Annotated in this window: 15 protein-coding genes; 9 read left to right on the forward strand and 6 right to left on the reverse strand. The window is 66.8% G+C overall.

Annotation, left to right across the window (positions count from 1 at the left end; translation table 11 throughout):
• Positions 1-119: 119 nt before the first annotated feature.
• From ACI1US_RS12285 to ACI1US_RS12295, 3 genes are all read right to left on the reverse strand, one after another.
• Positions 120-1,028 carry a bile acid:sodium symporter family protein gene (locus ACI1US_RS12285; protein ID WP_461640725.1) on the reverse strand — a complete coding sequence of 303 codons (909 nt, stop codon included), beginning with the start codon at positions 1,026-1,028 and terminating at the stop codon, positions 120-122.
• A gap of 42 nt (positions 1,029-1,070) precedes the next feature.
• Positions 1,071-2,753, reverse strand: coding sequence for an ATP-binding cassette domain-containing protein (locus ACI1US_RS12290; protein WP_461640726.1), 1,683 nt, complete (start codon positions 2,751-2,753; stop codon positions 1,071-1,073).
• 175 nt (positions 2,754-2,928) lie between these two features.
• Entirely contained in the window at positions 2,929-4,365 is a 1,437-nt protein-coding gene (locus tag ACI1US_RS12295; RefSeq protein ID WP_461640727.1) for a carboxylesterase/lipase family protein, read from the reverse strand.
• Between the two features lie 186 nt (positions 4,366-4,551).
• Between ACI1US_RS12295 and ACI1US_RS12300 the strand changes: the two genes are divergently transcribed.
• A complete protein-coding gene (locus ACI1US_RS12300; RefSeq protein WP_461640728.1) occupies positions 4,552-5,514 on the forward strand; it encodes an alpha/beta fold hydrolase in 963 nt (320 codons plus the stop codon).
• A gap of 13 nt (positions 5,515-5,527) precedes the next feature.
• Here ACI1US_RS12300 and ACI1US_RS12305 read toward each other — a convergent pair whose 3' ends face one another.
• Positions 5,528-7,390 carry a putative Ig domain-containing protein gene (locus tag ACI1US_RS12305; protein WP_461640729.1) on the reverse strand — a complete coding sequence of 621 codons (1,863 nt, stop codon included), beginning with the start codon at positions 7,388-7,390 and terminating at the stop codon, positions 5,528-5,530.
• Positions 7,391-7,772: 382 nt separating this feature from the next.
• On the opposite strand from ACI1US_RS12305, the gene ACI1US_RS12310 reads away from it, so the two are divergent.
• The 8 genes from ACI1US_RS12310 (at position 7,773) to ACI1US_RS12345 (ending at position 15,467) form a co-directional block, all read left to right on the forward strand.
• Entirely contained in the window at positions 7,773-8,471 is a 699-nt protein-coding gene (locus ACI1US_RS12310) for a response regulator transcription factor (protein WP_461640730.1), read from the forward strand.
• 3 nt (positions 8,472-8,474) lie between these two features.
• Positions 8,475-9,959 (forward strand): sensor histidine kinase, encoded by a 1,485-nt coding sequence (locus ACI1US_RS12315; RefSeq protein WP_461640731.1) that lies wholly within the window; start codon positions 8,475-8,477, stop codon positions 9,957-9,959.
• Entirely contained in the window at positions 9,952-10,938 is a 987-nt protein-coding gene (locus ACI1US_RS12320) for a TAXI family TRAP transporter solute-binding subunit (protein ID WP_461640732.1), read from the forward strand. Before ACI1US_RS12315 ends, ACI1US_RS12320 begins: the two co-directional genes overlap by 8 nt.
• Before the next feature lie 215 nt (positions 10,939-11,153).
• Positions 11,154-11,900 carry an amino acid ABC transporter ATP-binding protein gene (locus ACI1US_RS12325; protein WP_416550275.1) on the forward strand — a complete coding sequence of 249 codons (747 nt, stop codon included), beginning with the start codon at positions 11,154-11,156 and terminating at the stop codon, positions 11,898-11,900.
• 52 nt (positions 11,901-11,952) lie between these two features.
• Complete coding sequence (locus ACI1US_RS12330) at positions 11,953-12,864, forward strand: glutamate ABC transporter substrate-binding protein (RefSeq protein ID WP_416550274.1); 912 nt, start codon at positions 11,953-11,955, stop codon at positions 12,862-12,864.
• 82 nt (positions 12,865-12,946) lie between these two features.
• Complete coding sequence (locus tag ACI1US_RS12335) at positions 12,947-13,603, forward strand: amino acid ABC transporter permease (RefSeq protein ID WP_416550273.1); 657 nt, start codon at positions 12,947-12,949, stop codon at positions 13,601-13,603.
• Complete coding sequence (locus tag ACI1US_RS12340) at positions 13,600-14,526, forward strand: amino acid ABC transporter permease (protein ID WP_416550272.1); 927 nt, start codon at positions 13,600-13,602, stop codon at positions 14,524-14,526. The genes ACI1US_RS12335 and ACI1US_RS12340 overlap by 4 nt, the downstream gene beginning before the upstream one ends.
• Positions 14,527-14,642: 116 nt before the next feature.
• Positions 14,643-15,467 carry a TSUP family transporter gene (locus ACI1US_RS12345; protein ID WP_461640733.1) on the forward strand — a complete coding sequence of 275 codons (825 nt, stop codon included), beginning with the start codon at positions 14,643-14,645 and terminating at the stop codon, positions 15,465-15,467.
• A gap of 74 nt (positions 15,468-15,541) precedes the next feature.
• Here the strand turns inward: ACI1US_RS12345 and ACI1US_RS12350 are convergent, their stop codons facing one another.
• Positions 15,542-16,582 carry a hemolysin family protein gene (locus ACI1US_RS12350; protein WP_461640734.1) on the reverse strand — a complete coding sequence of 347 codons (1,041 nt, stop codon included), beginning with the start codon at positions 16,580-16,582 and terminating at the stop codon, positions 15,542-15,544.
• Positions 16,579-17,050: transporter associated domain-containing protein (locus ACI1US_RS12355; RefSeq protein ID WP_461640735.1), on the reverse strand; the 472-nt coding region annotated here is incomplete at its 5' end. The genes ACI1US_RS12350 and ACI1US_RS12355, both read right to left, overlap by 4 nt.

Genomic DNA, 17,050 nt, shown 5'->3' on the forward strand with positions numbered 1-17,050 from the left:
ACCCGAGCCTTCTGCGGGCAGTGTAAGCCTCAGCCAGGATTAATCGGGGCGGAGAGGATGCAGACTCGGGCCGCGAGGAAGACCCGCCCGGAGGCGGCACCGCCGGGGAGGGCCGCGCGCTACGCAGGTCGCTCAGCAGTTGGGCCGGCCGCCGCGTCCTCAGCCGCATCAGCCTTCCGATACGCCGCCTGCAGGCCGAACCCAAAGGCCAGCGCCACGAAGAACATGAGCACACCATAGACGGCCGCGGGCAGCGACAGCTCCACGTTGCCGAGCACGGTCTGCGCGATGACGATCGCGAGGGTCGCGTTGTGGATCCCGATCTCGAACGAGCTCGCGATCGCCTGCCTGCGACCGATCTTGAACAACCGCGGCACGAAGAACCCGACCGCGAGACTGATGAGGCAGAACAGCACGGTGATGAGCGCGAGCTGCCCGAGGTTCTCGAGCAGCATGTCGAGGTTCGAGACGATCGCGCCCGCGATCACGATGATGAGGATCACGATCGAGGCGATCCGCACCGGCTTATCCATGCGGTCGGCAAACTCAGGCCGCCACTTTCGGATCAGCATGCCGATTGCAACCGGCGCGAGCACGATCGCGAACACCTCCACTGTCTTGCCGAGCTGCATGCCGAGAGTCGCGTCACCCGGCATGAAGTAGGCGATCGCGAGGTTCGTGATGAGCGGCAGCGTCACCACCGCCACCACCGAGTTGATGGCGGTGAGTGAGATGTTCAGCGCGACATCGCCCCGGAAGAGGTGGCTGTAGAGGTTCGCGGTGCTGCCTCCCGGCGACGCGGCGAGCATCATCATGCCCACCGCGAGCACCGGCGAAAGCCCGAAGGCGAGCACGAGCCCGAAACAGATGGCCGGCAAGATGAGTAGCTGGCAGACGAGCGCGATGAACACCGCCTTCGGATGCTTCGCGACGCGCGTGAAATCGCCGACGGTGAGGCTCAGGCCGAGGCCGAGCATAATAATGCCGAGTGCAACCGGCAATCCAATGGTGGTCAACGCTGATCCCATAGCCTCAGTATGGCCCAGGCAGAGTGAAAAGTCTCGCGTGGCTCAATGATCATCCCCTCCCAGCACGAGCCGCGGCCAACCTTCCACATCGCGCAGCAGCTGTCGGTCGTGCGACGACACGATGACTGCCGCCTGCGTTGCCCCGAGTGCCGCCGTGAGTTCATCGACGAGTGCTATCGACAGATGGTTCGTAGGCTCGTCGAGGAGGAGTACCTGCGGCATCCCCGCGAGCACGAGGGCGAGTTCGAGTCGTCGCTGTTGCCCCATGGAGAGTTCGCCGATCCGCTTGCCCGTCGCATGCGAGGGGAGCAGACCGAGCTGCGAGAGCCCGATCGCCTCGGAGCCTGGCAGCATGCCGCCGGCAACCAGAGCGTCAGTGCGGGAGCGGTAGTAGTCCATGGCGCGCACCTCTGCAGGCAGCCGCGCCTCCTGCCTGAGATAGCCGACGCGGATCCCGTGCGGCACACGCACCGAGCCCGAACTCGGGGCGAGACTCCCCGCGGCCACCGCAAGCAGCGTTGACTTGCCCGAACCGTTCGGGCCGGTGACGAGCAGCCTGCCGCGCTGCCCGAGCGCGAAAGAAACGGGCCCAGCGAGCCTTCCCGTGAAACTGACATCGGTGAGCGTGAGGAGGTCGGCCCCTGCCCGGGCGCTGAGATCAGGAAAGCGGAACTCCTGCGGGGGCGGCGGCACGGTCACTGCGTGGGCCTCCAGCGCCTCCTGCCGTCGGTGCACGCTCTGAACAAGCCCGCCTGCGCGGGTAGCGCGGCCGTGTTTGTTCGTGCCCTTTTCTGGTCGCCAACCCGAGACGAGCCGGTTCTGGGCGCTGCTCAGACTCTCCTGCAGTCGGGCCTGTTCGGCGCGCTGCCGCTCGTACTCCTGCTCCCAGCGCTCCCGCTCGGAGACGCGGCCTGATCGGTACCCCGCGTAACCGCCCCCGTACACCCGAGGCCTTCCGTCTGGCGTCGGATCGAGGTCAACGAGCGTCTCCGCGACATCGGCGAGCAGCGCACGGTCGTGGCTGACGAGCACGACACCGCCCGTGCGCACCCGCAGCTGCGCCGTGAGGAAATCGAGCCCGCTCCGGTCGAGGTGATTGGTGGGCTCGTCGAGGAACAGGAAATCGTCGTCGGCCCCGAGCAGGCAGGCGAGCCGCACCCGATAGCGCTGCCCGACCGACAACTGTGCGAGCGGCACCCGCATGTTGGTTTCGGCGTCGAGCGCTTCGAGCGCGACCGTCACCCGCCGTTCGGCGTCCCACGCGTCGAGTGCCTCAGCGGCCTCGAGCGCGCTCGCGTAAGCCGCAGCCGCGTCGTCAGCCGCAGCCGCGGCCGCAGCCTCAGCCACAGCGTCGGCCGATGAGTCGGAGGCCATGGCGCTCGCCGCCGCGTCGAGCGCCGCGAGGGCAGCCACCGATGGCGCGATCGCTGCCGCGACCGCGTCGCCCACGGTTCTGTCGTCCGCCGCTGACATCTCCTGCTCTGCGAGACCGAGCGTGCCGATGCGCTGCACGGATCCGCTGTCGGGCGGGATGCGGCCTGCGAGCGCGTGCAGCAGCGTGGTCTTTCCGCGCCCGTTCTCGCCGACAATGGCGATGCGCGATGCGGGCGTGACGACGAGGTCGACATGTTCGAGTACGCGCGTAGGGCCGCGGAGCACGGAGATGTCCGAAGCAACGATCTGAGCGCGGTCGCCCGCGGGAAATGGGGTGGTTGGAGTGTGCATGAGGGGTCCTTCAACGTGGCACACCTCGATCCTCAGTGGATCAGGGCGCGCAAATAACGGCGACCCGGTCAGGGTCAGAAATTGAGTGGATACCGCGCTCGGAGAAGCTCAACGAGGCGCGGTGTGCCGCTCTGCCGTTACGTGAAGTACAAATGCATGCCCCTAGCCTAGCGCGTCAACCACCCAGCGCGTCCACCACCGCCGCGCGGCGCTGCGGCACCGTCTCCGAGGGATCAGCAAAGACGCGGGTCGCGCGCCCCTCGCTAAACGCAGGCCAGCCCGGGTCGCCGCTGCGGATGAAGGACACCCACGCGGCGTGCATTTCGAGGCCGAGCGCCGCGGGGGCAGCCGGCCCGTTGAGCCGCAGCGCGTCATCGTCATCGAGTAGGTCGAAGGCGAACGCAATGTCGAGGGCGTGCGCGGCGCGGAGGTCGCGCACGGGGCTCTCCCACGCAAACTCGTACACGAAGGTTGGCGCCCTGCGACCGCGCGCGAGCCGGGTGGCCGGGGCGCGCAGCAGGCGGTCGGTGACGAGCTGGCCGAGCCGCTCGCCGTGTGACGCCTCCGGGTAGGCTTCGCGAACTGCCCGGGCGGCGGCGCGCGGGATGCGCATGGCGAGGCGCGCGAGCCACGCCTTCGCGCGCCCGATGCCCGCGACCGCATCGGGTGTGAGCCACAGCCGGTACTCGTCGGTGTTCGTGCCGATGAGGATCGGGATATCGGCGTCGAGGAGCGCCTCGGCGGGAGACGCAGGGAGCGACTCAGGATCGATCGCGAGCGTGTACCCGGGGGTGCCGCCGAGCGGCGACCCACCGGCCGCGATGTCTGAGCGTGCGGCGAGCAGTTCGGCTGGTCCCGCCGAGTCGAAGCCGTCCCGGGTCGCGGCGACCCGCAGCCGCTTGGCGAGCGCATCGGAGACCCTGCGGGCCTTGACGGGTTCGACCGCATCGAGTGGACCAGACTGGATGATCGCCCCGGCGACGAGCGCACGCGCCTCTGGCTGCGCGAGCAACGCTGCGACGAGCGCACCGCCGGCCGATTCGCCCATGACGGTGATGCGCGCGGGATCCCCTCCGAACGCGGCGACCTCGCGGTGTACCCACTCGAGCGCGAGCTGCGCGTCGCGCAGCCCCAGGTTCAGCGGAGCGTCATCGAGCACGCTAAACCCCTCGGCTCCGAGCCGGTAGTTTGCCGAAACGAATACGATGCCGTCACGCGCAAACGTGCTGCCGTCGTATCCGCTCTGCGCGGCGGCTCCGCGCTCGAGCGCTCCGCCGTGCAGCCACAGCACGACGGGAGCGTGCGTCGCATCGGCCGGTGCCCACACGTTTGCGGTGAGGATGTCCGTGCCGTCGATCGAGGGCACCTTGATGAGCTCGCCGAGATCACCTCGGTAGGGCGACTGCGGTGCGGTCGGACCGAAGTGGCCCGCGTCTCGCTCACCCTGCCAGGGGAGTGCGGGCTCCGGGGCCGCGAAGCGCAGCACGCCGAAGGGTGGCCTGCCGTAGGGGATCCCGAGATAGCGGTGGATCCCATCGCCCGCACGCCCGCGCACGCTGCCGCGCGTGGTCACGACCTGCGGGCCGATGTCACGTGGCTGTTCTTCGCTCATTCCCATGGGGCCTCCTCCAACTGCTCTCAGAATAGGGGATCGCAACCGGCCCCGCCTAGCCGTAGCACGGAGGTAATTCGACAGCGCCGCCAGGCGTTTTCGGAGCTACGTCAGTGACGATGGGAGTGGCATCGAGCCGCGAATCCGCGGCCTACGCGCAGCACCGACACGAGAAATGGGGTCGCAATGGAGCGAATCAGTGACGCACGTCGCCTGGAAGAGGTGCTCGAACCGTTCACGGGCAAGACCTGGCAGGCACCGGGGGGAACCGTGAACTACTCCCTCCTTGGCGAGGCGCGCAACGGGACCGTGCTTCTCGTCGCGGGACTGTCGATGCAGCGAACCGAATGGTCGCCCGAGCTCATCGCGGGCCTGCACGCGGCGGGCTATGCGACGCTCGCCGCCGACAACCGCGACTGCGGGCTCACCCGCCTGCGGGGCGGGACGGCCGCGAGCGCGGGCGCGGGCGAGGCGAGCCCGGACACGGCGAAGACCGGCGAGGCGAAGACCGCCGAGGCGAGCAGCCGCGCCACGTATTCGCTGCGCGACATGGCAGGTGACCTGCGGGATCTCTTGGTGCACCTCGGGGTGGGCCCCGTGCACGTGCTCGGCATGTCGATGGGTGGCATGATCGCGCAGCATCTCGCGCTGCTCGCCCCCGAACAGGTTGTCTCGCTGACCTCGCTCATGTCGACGAGCGGCAGTCGTGCAGTGGGCCGGCCGCAGGAGAGAGCGAAGTGGGTCTTCCTTACCCCCGCGCCGACCGACAGCCTTGAATCGTACGTCGACTACGCCGTGCGCTATCACGTCGCGCTCGCGGGCGAGCAGATGAGCGACATCGATCGGGCCCGGCACCTGGCAATCATTGCGTGGGAGCGTGGCGTCAACCGGGAGGGAACCGCGCGGCAACTCGCCGCGATCCAGGCAGACGGCGACCGCACCGAACGGCTCGAATCGCTCAGGCTTCCCGCGCTCGTGGTGCACGGAGACGCGGATCCGCTGATCGGAATCTCGGGTGGGATCGCGACCGCCGCCGCGATCCCAGGGGCCGAGATGCACACCATCACCGGGATGGGGCACTCGGTCCCCTGGCAGTGTGCGGGCTCACTCACTGAGCGAGTTGTCGCACACTTCGCAGCGGCTGCCTAGGGCAGTCTGGCGACTAGCCGTCGGCTTCGGTCGAACGCAGCTTCCTGCGAATGAGGAGTGCAGCACCGCCCGCTCCGAGGGCGCCCGTCGCGATCAGGCTCAGGAGCAGTGGGGTCGCCCCGCCACTCGTGCTCAGCCAGGTGCCCTTGCCTGCAACTCCCGTGTTGTCAGCGCCCGGGCGGGCTGGGTCAGCGGGATCCGAAGGGGTCACCGGGCCGGTCGGGTCGCTGGGGTCCGTCGGAGTGGTGGGATCAGCGGGGTCCGTCGGATCAGCGGGATCGGTCGGCCCCGCGGGATCTGCGACCCGGAGCTCGTAGCCGCGGGTGTCCTCCCCGAAGACGTCGGTGACGCGCACAGTGAACGTGAAGGTGCCTGCCTCGGTTGGGGTGCCGCTGAGTGAACCGGTTGCGGCGTCGACCGCGAGCCCCGCCGGGAGCCCCGTGGTCTCGGGGCCGTCGAGCACCGACCACACGAGGTCGTCTTGGCCGGTCGCGGTGATGACGGTCTCCGGGTAAGCCTCGCCCGTCGTTCCGTCGGCGAGCGGCCCCTCGAAGGTAATCATGGGAGCCGGGGCAACGATTCTCGCGGACGCGCTCACGCCTTCCTGGCCCCAGAAGTCATCTGCCCACCGCACCCGGTACTGCAGCTTGAGCGAGTCGGGTGTAGCTTCGACGTCGAGCTGCTCGTCGTATGCGCCCTCGATGTCGTCCCAGGCCGTGCCGTCAGCGGATGACTGCCAGGCGATGCCGCCGCCGTTACCGCGCTTAATGCCGACGGCGTCGGTTTCGAACCGCACGGTGTCGCCGAGCGCAGTGATCTCCGCGTCGAGCGGGTCGGTGACGCTCGGGGTGTTGACGATTGTGACCGTGCTGCCCTGATCCTGGCCGATCCAGCCAGCGTTGGCCGAGAGCAGCTCGCCCGTGACGGGGTTCTTGCTCATCGAGTAGGGCGGTGTCGGAGTCTTGCGGAAGCTCTCGGAGCGAATGCCGGTCGTGAAATCGGCGGCCATAATCTTTGACCAGTAGGGGAGGTTGCCGAAGGCCCGGTTCAGGTTGTCGTAACCCGCGGTCTCGTGCAGGGGGCTGCCGACGGCGACGCGCGCGGTCTCGGTTCCCGTGTGCGGGTTGAAGACGCCGAGGTAAGGTCCGGAGGAGTCAGCATAGTAGACGCGCTCGTCGGTGGTGTCGATGTCGAACGACGAAGCCGTCACGACCCCAGGCAGCGTCGTGGCCGAGAGTTGCTCGAGCGTTGTCGCGTCGAGCGTGAGCATGTTCGATTTCTGCCCGACGAGCAGGCGGGTGTCGTCTGCGAAGAGGATCATCCCGTGGGCGTTCACGCCCGGTGCCTGGAAGCGGGCGAGCTCCTCGCCCGTGGTTGCGTCGAGTCTCACGACCTCGCCCTGGTTGCCCATGACGTAGATGGTGCTGCCCTCGGCCGTGACGACGATCTCCTGGATGCTCTCGGGAACATCGGTGAACTCGGCCACAAAGGTGCCGGAGGTGAGGTCGACGACGCCGATGCCCGTCGAGAAGTAGTCGCCGAGGATCGCGAAGTAGGCGCGCGTGCCGTCTGCCGAGAGCCGAACGAGGTTTCCGCCGATGCCCGGGTAGGCGAGCCGGCCTACGACTGTGCGCTCGTGCATGTCGATTGTCACAAACTCGTTGAGCCTGCGAGAGGTGACGTAGCCCCTGGTGCCGTCCTGCGACGCGACGAAATCGCTCGGGAGGCTTTCCTCGGCGATAAAGATGTCAGTCTGGAGGTCCGCGGTGTAACTCGTCGTGTTGGAATCCGCCGCGCGGGAGGCGTCGAAATGCTCAACCGGCTCGCCCGGTTCCGCGAGCGCGAACGCGGGGACCGCGAGGCTGAGGGCGAGCACGCCGCCTAATAGCGCTCCTGCGGTGCCTAGGCGGCGCCGGCGAGAGGAGGGTGTCGTGCGTGTCATGCGTGTTCTCACTGCTTTCTGCTTCGGTGTGTCAGAAGGCTCGAGAGCTGGTGAGGGCGTGTCAGCGGGGCCGAAATAGGGTCGGTGCCGAGCGCTCGCTTCCCCATCGCAGCGGCCTTCCCGATACTCAGGCTATGGTCGTAAGTGGCGACTGAGTATCGGGCAGATAGTGTTATACAAGAAGTTGAGTGGTCGCACTTCTCTAACTAGGTAGACGTCAGGTGTATGTTGTTGGTTAATCTCCTTGCGTCGTGGAGAGGCGATCTGAGTAGGGGTCCGCGCTAACGGACTAACCTGGATACGTACCGTGTACGCTGTGCGTCAATCACTGGGAAAGACAAAGATGAAGATCCTGATCGTCGAAGACGACGCCCGCGTGGCTGAGGCGCTGAGCGCGTATCTCAGGCAAGCCGGGTTCACGACGGATCGCGCTGGAAACGGGGCCGCGGGCATCGAAGCGGTGGGGCCGGACACCGAGGTCGTCATTCTCGACCTCGGCCTGCCCGACATGGACGGGCTCGACGTCTGCAAGCGCATTCGAGGCATCAGCAGCGTTCCGATCATCATCGCGACAGCGCGGAGCAACGTTGAGTCTCGCATCAAGGGCCTGCACGCGGGGGCCGACGACTTCGTCGTCAAGCCGTACGACGTGCGTGAACTCATCGCGCGCATTGAAGCGGTCACCCGCCGTGCGCGCACCACCGCCCCAAGCCCCGGCGAGAGCTCGAATGTTGAGATCGGCGGCACCTACATCGACTTTGCGAACCGACTGGTGCTCGCAAACGGGATCCCTGTCGACCTCACCCCGAAGGAGTTCGACATCCTGGCCGTGCTCGCGCGCTACCCGGGGGTTGTGACTCCGCGAGACCGCATCATTCGCGAGGTCTGGGGGACAGACTGGTCTGGCTTCAGCCGCTCGCTCGAGGTACACGTCGCCTCGATCCGGCGCAAACTCGACCGCCCCACGCTCATCGCGACCGTGCGAGGCGTCGGCTACCGACTGATAGCGGGATAGGCCGTGCGCAGACGCCTGGTGACGGTCTTCCTTGTCCCCATGATCATCATCCTCCTTGCCCTTGGTGGCGCGTACGGGTTGAGCGCGGCGCGGAGTATTCAGCAGCAGGTATCTAGTCAGCTCATTGGCGACCTCAGCTACTTCACGACCGGGGCGAGTCAGGCACTGCGCGCGGGGGATCCCGCAATGATCGAGAGCGAACTTCGCCGCTACGGCTCGCTCTACGACGCGGAGGTTGTCGTATATGACCGTTCGGGCATGAGCTGGGCGACGGGTTCGAGGGTCGCCGAACTCACCGAGGAGGAGCGGGAGCCGGTGCGGCTCGCGCTCTCCGGGAGGCGCGGCGAGCCAGTCAGCGACGCACTGCCGTGGACAACCGGGGAAACAGTCATCGTGGAGCCGGTCTTCGACGACGGGAGCGTCATCGGTGCCGTCCGCATCGCTGCGAGCACGGAGGCACCTCGGCGCGCGATCCTCACCCAGTGGAGCGTGTTGATCGCGGCGAGCGCCGCCATCATCGCCGCACTCATTTGGGCCGTGTACCGGCTGGCGAGCTGGGTGCTCAAGCCGCTGCGGCGCGTGGATAGCGCGATGGCCGCGATCGAACACGGCGAGATGGGCGCGCGCATCTCAGACGACACGGGGCCGCCGGAGATGCAGCGCATGGTGCGCATGTTTAACCAGATGGCCGAAGAGATTGAGCGGGTGATGACGAGACAGCAGGAGTTCGTGATGAACGCCTCGCACGAGCTACGGAACCCGCTCGGAGCGTTGCTGCTTCGGGTGGAGTATCTCGCCACTGGCCTCGACGAGGGGTGGCTCGATGACATCGAACACGCCCGCGAGGAGGGGCGGCGCATGACTCGGATCCTCGACACCCTGCTCCACGTCGCACGCGACGGAAAGTCTGACTCCGCCTTTGTGGTCGTCGACCTTGGTGAACTCGCCGACGCTCGTTCGGTGGCCTGGCGGGAGCGCGCGGCCGAGTTGTGGGTGGCGATCCATCCCAGTGTCGCCGGGCCGGTGCTCGCATTGACCGACCGGATGGCGGTCGAGAGCGCGCTCGACGCGATCCTCGACAACGCCCTGAAGTTTGCGCCCCGCGGGACCGTGGTCGACCTCACTGTCTACAGCCGAGGCGGTGAGCACTTCATTGTCGTGCGAGACCGCGGGCGCGGGCTAGAGGAAGACCAGCTCGAGCACGCGACCACACGGTTCTGGCGCAGCCCGCAAGATCAGAACGTGCCCGGATCGGGCCTGGGGCTCGCGATCGCCTCCGACCTGCTGGAGGCCCTCGGCGGCAGGCTCATCGTGGAGCTTCCGGACGGCGGCGGGCTGCAGGTCACGCTCGCGCTGCCGGCAGCCGACCCGAGCGGGTCGGCTCGGGGCGACATGGGCGAGACCGCTCGGCGCGACCCGACCAGTCCGGCGCATTCTGACCCGACCGGTCCGGCGCAACCCGACTCGAGGGGAGCTGGCGATGCGTAACAGTGTGAGGGTGAGCGCGAAGCTACTTCGTGTGGGGCTCCGGGGAGTCGCCGCGGCGCTGACGGTGGCGCTCGGCGCTTCCGCGCTCGCGGGGTGCAGTAGCGCCGCGCGCAGCGCTGGCCCGCAGGTCATCGCGGGCGGCGCATCAACTGGAATCTACTATGCGTACGGCGGCGCGCTCGCCGCGCAGCTGGGTGAGGTCGGCTTCGATATTGCGGTCGCTGAGACGGGTGGCTCGGTCGATAACTTGCTCCGGGTGGGGCGAGGGGAGGCGATCCTCGGCTTCGCGCAGGCCGACGCGGCTGCCGACGCGATTGCGGGAGTCGGGGCGTTCACCGAGCCGCTGCCGATCGCAGGCGTTGCCCGCGTGTATGACGAGTACGTCCAGGTGGTGGTTCCTGCGGAGTCCCAGGCGCAACAGGTCGCAGATCTTGCCGGGCTGCGTGTCTCGATCGGCGAGGCGAACTCGGGTGTGACGGTGATTGCGGACCGGGTGTTGCGGGCCGCTGGTATCGACCGCGAGGACTTCGTGGTCGCCGACCTCGGCATCGATGATTCGGTGGAGGCGCTCGCGAACGGCGAGATCGACGCGTTCTTCTGGGTCGGCGGTATTCCCACGCCGGGGATCGTCTCCCTCGCGGAGCACACGCCCGTGCGGCTGCTCCCGATTCAGCCGGACACCGTCGAGAAGGTGAACTCGGGGCATGCCGGGGTGTACCGGATGTCTGACTTTCCACTCGGCGTCTACGGCACTCACGACGCGGTCGAGACGATGACGGTGCCGAACTATCTGGTGAGCTCGACTGACGCGCCGCAACCGCTCGTGCGGGAGATCACGACGACACTGTTTGGCACGCGCACGGACACCGCGCGGACCGTGCCGGCAGCCGCGCTGCTCGACCGACGACAGGCGATCTTCACGAGCCCACTGCCGCTACACCCTGGCGCGGCAGAGTACTACGTGAGTAGCCGTAAGTAGCCCTCGCCCCCTCCGGCTGAGCCGTAGCTCAAGAAACCTCAAGACCAGTCTCAAGAAACCCTCAAAGTCCGTGACTTGGCGCCCGAACGCCTAATAGCGTGTCGTTCGTTGGTTCAAAGGTGAGTGTTCAACGCGCTCGATGAACCAGGCAGCCCAAGTAGTGTGCCGACGCAGCGCAGCCCGCGCTCGCGGTCAGGATCCAAAGGTGGACATAGATGAGTGCGAGCGAACCGCTGGTCGTCGTCGAGAACGTGCAGAAGCACTACGGCGAGTTCCAGGCGCTGACCAACGTGAATCTCACGGTAGACCGCGGCGAGGTCGTCGTCGTCATCGGGCCATCAGGCTCGGGCAAGTCGACGCTCTGCCGCTCCATTAACCGGCTTGAGACGATCACGAGCGGATCAATTCGCATCGACGGCAAGGAGCTCCCTGCCGAGGGCAAGGGGCTCGCGAAGCTCCGCGCCGAGGTGGGCATGGTCTTCCAATCGTTCAACCTTTTTGCTCACCTCACGATTCTCGAGAACGTGACACTCGGCCCCATCAAGGTGCTCGGCAAGCCCAAGGCTGAGGCGCAGCGCGAGGCAATGGAGCTGCTCACCCGCGTCGGCGTCGACAAGCAGGCGTCGAAGCTCCCCGCGCAGCTTTCGGGCGGCCAGCAGCAGCGCGTCGCGATCGCGCGTGCGCTCGCCATGCAGCCCAAGGTCATGCTGTTCGACGAGCCGACAAGCGCGCTCGACCCCGAAATGATCAACGAGGTACTTGACGTGATGGTCGGCCTCGCGAAAGAGGGCATGACGATGGTGGTCGTCACCCACGAGATGGGCTTCGCCAGGAAGGCCGCCGATCGCGTCGTCTTCATGGCTGACGGGCAGATCATTGAGTCTGCTACCCCCGACGAATTCTTTACGAACCCGAAGAGTGACCGAGCAAAAGACTTCCTGTCGAAGCTCATCACAAACTAACCAGGAGGGCCGCCGCACCCGGCGGCCCTGCACCAACCGAAAGGAACGCATCGTGCGATTCAAGAAAGCTCTGGCCACCGTCGGCCTCGTAGCGGCAGCAGCGCTCGCGCTCACCGGCTGCAACAGCGGCGGCCCCGCAGCACCCGCAGAAGACGGCGCGAAGGAGCCCGCAGCATCGAGCACCCCGTGGACCGTTGCAGAGGGCTTCACGCTTGAGGGCAGCCCCACCTTTGACAACATCAAGGAGCGCGGCAAGGTCGTCATCGGTGTCAAGGAGGACCAGCCCGGTCTCGGCTACTACGACAACGTCACCCAGGAGCGAAGCGGCTTCGACGTCGACATCGCGCGCTGGATCGCGGCCTCGGTCGGCTTCGACGAGAGCAACATCGAGTACAAGGCGATCGCTTCGGCGAACCGCGAGCAGGCGATCGTGAACGGTGACGTCGACTACTACGTCGGCACCTACTCGATCAACGACAAGCGCAAGAACGACATCGACTTCGCTGGCCCGTACTTCATCACCGGCCAGGGCCTGCTCGTGCGCCAGGGCGAGACCGACTTCCAGACGCTCGAAGAGCTCGACGGCAAGACGGTCTGCTCGGCAACCGGCTCGACCCCGATCCAGAACATCAAGGAGAACTTCCCGGGCATCAAGCCGCAGGAGTTCGACCTCTACTCGGCGTGTGTCGAGAACCTCGTGAACAACCAGGTCGATGCGGTCACCACCGACCAGGCGATCCTCATCGGATACGCTGCGCAGCAGCCTGAGGACCTCATGGTCACCAGCGGCCCGGTCTTCACCGAGGAGCAGTACGGTGTCGGCCTGTCGAAGGGTGACGACGCATTCCGCGCGCACATCAACGACATGTTCACTGATGGCGGCGACGTCTGGCAGGACATCTTCGACCAGAACCTCGGCGATTCCGGCATCAAGGTCTCGCAGCCCGCGGTTGACGCGTACTAAGCAACGCGTAGCGTACTCACAGCACTGATGCTCGGGGGCGGGAATCCCGCCCCCGAGCGCCATCTTCACAGAAGGAAGACGAATGGACGTCATCTTCGGGAACCTGGATCTCTGGGGGACCGCGATCAAGAACACGCTGCTCGTGTTCGCGGGCGGCGGGCTCATTGCCCTCGTGCTTGGCCTGATCGTTGGGGCCATGCGGGTGTCTCCCGTGCCCATCGCGCGCGGGGTCGGATCCGTGTATGTGAACATCATCCGGAACACTCCGCTGACGCTCGTCTTCTTCTTTGCAGTGCTCGGCTACCCAGCTCTCGGGCTCGGCAAGATGAATCTCACCGTGCTCGGCATCATCGCGATCGGCGTCTACACGGCGACCTACGTCGCTGAGGTGCTCCGCGCCGGCATCAACACCGTTCCCGTCGGCCAAGCAGAGGCGGCCCGCGCGATCGGCCTGCCCTTTGGCCTGGTCATGACGAGCGTCATTCTCCCGCAGGCGTTCCGCTCGGTGGTTCCGCCCATGATGAGTGTGTTCATCGCGCTGCTCAAGAACACGACGGTAGCCGCCGGCTTCTCAACCGCTGAGCTCGCCCAGCTGCGCGCAGCAATCAACGACTCCGGCGACCGGCCGGGTAGCCCCATGGAGGTGCTGCTCTGGGTCGCTGTGGTGTTCATCGCGATGGTGATGATCCTCAGCCTCATTCAGAACCGGCTCGAGAAGAAATGGAGGATCGCACGATGACCGCCTCAGTGCTGTACGACGTTCCCGGTCCGAAAGCGATCCGCCGCAACCGTATCCTCGCGGTTGTCACCGTGCTCGTGGTGGGCGCGATTATCGCGTTCGTCTTGTGGCGCTTCACCCTCACCGGGCAGTTCACCGCCCAAAAGTGGGGCCTCTTTACTTACGCGACCATCTGGGAGCAGATCCTCGGTGCGCTCGGCAAGACACTGGCGGCCTTCGGCGTCGCGGCGATCTTCAGCCTCGTGCTCGGACTCGTGCTCGCGCTTGGCCGGCTCTCAGACCACGCCTGGATCCGCGTCCCCACGACCACGCTGACCGAGCTCTTCCGCGCCATGCCCGTGCTCATCATGATGATGCTGCTCTACTACGGTCTGCCCTCGCTGGGCATCAAGATGGACCCGTACTGGGCCGTCGTGATCGCGCTTGTGGCCTACAACGGTTCAGTGCTCGCAGAGGTGCTCCGCGCCGGCATCGAGTCGCTGCCGAAGGGCCAGAAGGAAGCGGGCTTTGCGATCGGGCTGCGCAAGAGCGGCGTCATGCGCCTGATCCTCATGCCGCAGGCCGTGCGCGCGATGCTGCCAGTGATCATCTCGCAGCTCGTCGTGACGATGAAGGACACCGCGCTCGGATTCATCATCACCTACCCAGAACTCCTGTACCTTGCGAAGCAGTTCAGCAGCAACGTACAGTTCGGGCGACCGCTGCTCCAGTCGGCATTCGTCATCGGTGGCATCTACATCGTGCTCTGCTTCATTCTCTCGGGCATCGCGCACGTCGTCGAACGGCGACTGCGCAGTGGCCCCGGCCAATCGGGAGGCGGGGCTGACACCTCAACGGGAACGGTTCCCGTGCAGCCTGACGACCCGCGCATGCACGAGGGCGGCACCGTGACCGAGGTGCTCACGGTCCAACGAGACCGCTAGCGAAACGGGGCTCCGCAGCGCGGGGCCCCGTTTGCTGCGTCTGGCACTTGCCCGCCTCGCGGTGCCCGTAGAATCTGCTCGCGGCTACTGTCGTCTTCCGAGAAAGGTCGCCTCCCATGAGTCTGCACGCCTTTGCAGCAGCGCTGCCCAGTGGCCTGGTGCCCGAGGGGCTTGACGGGGGCGGGCTGTTGCTCCTGCTGTTGGCTGCGTTCGCCGCCGGCTGGGTGGACGCGGTCGTCGGTGGTGGCGGGTTGATCCAGCTCCCTGCGCTGCTGCTCGTGCCGGGCCTGACCCCGGTGCAGGCGCTCGCGACGAACAAACTCGCCTCGGTGTTCGGCACCGCCGCGAGCAGCGTGAGCTACTACCGCAGCGTGCGGCCGAGTCTGCGCACCGCCCTCCCGATGGCGGTAATCGCGCTGCTCGCGGCGATCGGCGGCGCCTCTCTTGCAGCCTTCCTGCCGGCCGAGGTGTTCACGCCAATCATCATGGTGGCACTGATCGTTGTCGCGCTCATCACGATCTTCAAGCCGGCGCTTGGCGCGGTCACGAAGCTCAAATACTCGGGCGCGAAGCACGTCGTGCTTGCGGGGGTGGCGGGAGCCGCAATCGGCTTCTACGACGGGCTGATCGGGCCGGGCACTGGCACGTTCCTCGTGATCGCGCTCGTCGGCCTACTCGGATACGACTTTCTCATGGCGAGCGCGCAGGCGAAGATCGTGAACTTCGCGACAAACTTTGGCGCGCTGATCCTCTTCATTCCGCTCGGTGCCGTGCTCTGGCCGCTGGGCCTCGTCATGGCGGTCGCGAACGTCGCCGGAAGCCTCCTCGGGTCGCGCATGGCGATTGCGCGCGGCGCGAAGTTCGTGCGCGTGCTGTTCCTCATCATCGTCGGGGCGCTCATCGTGAAACTCGGCCTCGACGTGTGGGGCGGCGCGAACTAGCCGGCGACGGCACGGCGCGGCACACTGACCGCGTGCCGTGCCGTGCCGTGCCGTGCCGTGTCCTGACGCCGACGCTACCGTCGGGTCGCGTCCTCGACCTCGCCGATGAGCTCCTCAACGATGTCCTCGAGGAAGAGGATGCCGGTGGCGGATCCTCTGTCGTCGGTCACCCGCGCGAGGTGGCGGCCGCTCGCGCGCAGCTGCGTGAGCGCATCCTCAAGCTCCGCGCCCGCGGAGACGTCGGCGAGCGTGCGCAGCCGGTCAGCTGGGATTGGGGCATCGCGGTGCTCGGCCGAGCTGAGGCCGAGCACATCCTTCAGGTGCACATAGCGGTCCGGCACACCGGAGCCGCTCGCGAGCACGAAGCGCGAGAAGCCGTGCTTCGCCACGGCGAGCTGCACATCGCGCGGGGTCGCGCCGGCGGGGAGCACGACGAGGTCGGCGAAGGGGAGCGCCACATCGGCGACGATCTTCTCGGTGAACTCAAACGCGGCGGTGACCGTGCCTGTCGTATCCACAAGGGTGCCCTCGAGCGTCGACTGCTCGACGATGCCCGCGACCTCATCGAGGGTAAACGCGCTCGTGGCCTCGTCCTTCGGCTGCACGCGGAAGAGTCGGAGGATCCCGTTCGCGATCCAGTTCAGTACTCGAATGAGCGGCCCCACCACCTTCGAAACGAACACGAGCGGGGGAGCAAGAATGAGCGCCGCCCGGTCTGGCACGGAGAACGCCATATTCTTCGGGATCATCTCGCCGAAGACGACGTGCAGGAACGTGACGAGCGCGAGTGCAACCCCGAAGGCGACGCCGGTGACCGCCGCGGGCGACAGTCCCGTCCACGCGAGCGGTACCTCGAGCAGGTGCTTGATCGAGGGCTCAGAGACGTTCAAGATGAGCAGCGAGCAGACGGTGATGCCGAGCTGGCTCGTGGCGAGCATGAGCGTGGCGTGCTCCATCGCCCAGAGGGTGGTTTTCGCGGCGCGGCTGCCCGCGGCCGCGCGGGGTTCGATTTGGGATCGGCGAGCCGAGATCACCGCGAACTCTGCGCCCACGAAGAACGCGTTCACCGCGAGCAGCACGAACAGCCAGACGAGGCCGGGGATGTATTCGCTCATCGGGTTGCCTCCGTGGAGTGGGTTTCGGGCGTTGCCTGCTGCTGCCGTGGCGTAAACCGCAGCAGCTCGAGTCGCGCGCCGCTCAGCGCTTCGACGCTCAGCGTGCCCGAGTCGAGCTGAACGCTCTCGCCGACCTCGGGGAAGCGTTCGAGCTCGGTGAGCATGAACCCTGCGACGGTGTCGTACTCCTCGTCTTCGGGGACGCGGATTCTCGCTCGCGACCAGAGCTCGTCGGGGCGGAGCGCCGCGTTGAAGAGCACGGAGTCGCCGTCGGTGATGATGTCGCCGGCGAGGAGGGCGGGGTCGTCGTGCTCGTCGAGGAGCTCGCCGAGGAGTTCCTCGATGAGGTCTTCGAGGGTCACGAGTCCGGCGGTTCCGCCGTGTTCGTCGACGACGACGGCGATCTGGTACCCGTGTCCGCGCAGGGTCGTGAGCAGCGTGTCTGCTCCGGCAGACTCGGGCACGCGC

The organism is Leucobacter sp. BZR 635, assembly GCF_048061935.2.
Taxonomy (GTDB): Bacteria; Actinomycetota; Actinomycetes; order Actinomycetales; family Microbacteriaceae; genus Leucobacter.

Coding starts and splice junctions, on each gene's coding strand:
- ACI1US_RS12285 (WP_461640725.1), bottom strand. CDS start 1,028: ATGGGATCAGCGTTGACCACCATTGGATTGCCGGTTGCACTCGGCATT.
- ACI1US_RS12290 (WP_461640726.1), bottom strand. CDS start 2,753: ATGCACACTCCAACCACCCCATTTCCCGCGGGCGACCGCGCTCAGATC.
- ACI1US_RS12295 (WP_461640727.1), bottom strand. CDS start 4,365: ATGAGCGAAGAACAGCCACGTGACATCGGCCCGCAGGTCGTGACCACG.
- ACI1US_RS12300 (WP_461640728.1), top strand. CDS start 4,552: ATGGAGCGAATCAGTGACGCACGTCGCCTGGAAGAGGTGCTCGAACCG.
- ACI1US_RS12320 (WP_461640732.1), top strand. CDS start 9,952: ATGCGTAACAGTGTGAGGGTGAGCGCGAAGCTACTTCGTGTGGGGCTC.
- ACI1US_RS12325 (WP_416550275.1), top strand. CDS start 11,154: ATGAGTGCGAGCGAACCGCTGGTCGTCGTCGAGAACGTGCAGAAGCAC.
- ACI1US_RS12335 (WP_416550273.1), top strand. CDS start 12,947: ATGGACGTCATCTTCGGGAACCTGGATCTCTGGGGGACCGCGATCAAG.
- ACI1US_RS12340 (WP_416550272.1), top strand. CDS start 13,600: ATGACCGCCTCAGTGCTGTACGACGTTCCCGGTCCGAAAGCGATCCGC.
- ACI1US_RS12345 (WP_461640733.1), top strand. CDS start 14,643: ATGAGTCTGCACGCCTTTGCAGCAGCGCTGCCCAGTGGCCTGGTGCCC.
- ACI1US_RS12350 (WP_461640734.1), bottom strand. CDS start 16,582: ATGAGCGAATACATCCCCGGCCTCGTCTGGCTGTTCGTGCTGCTCGCG.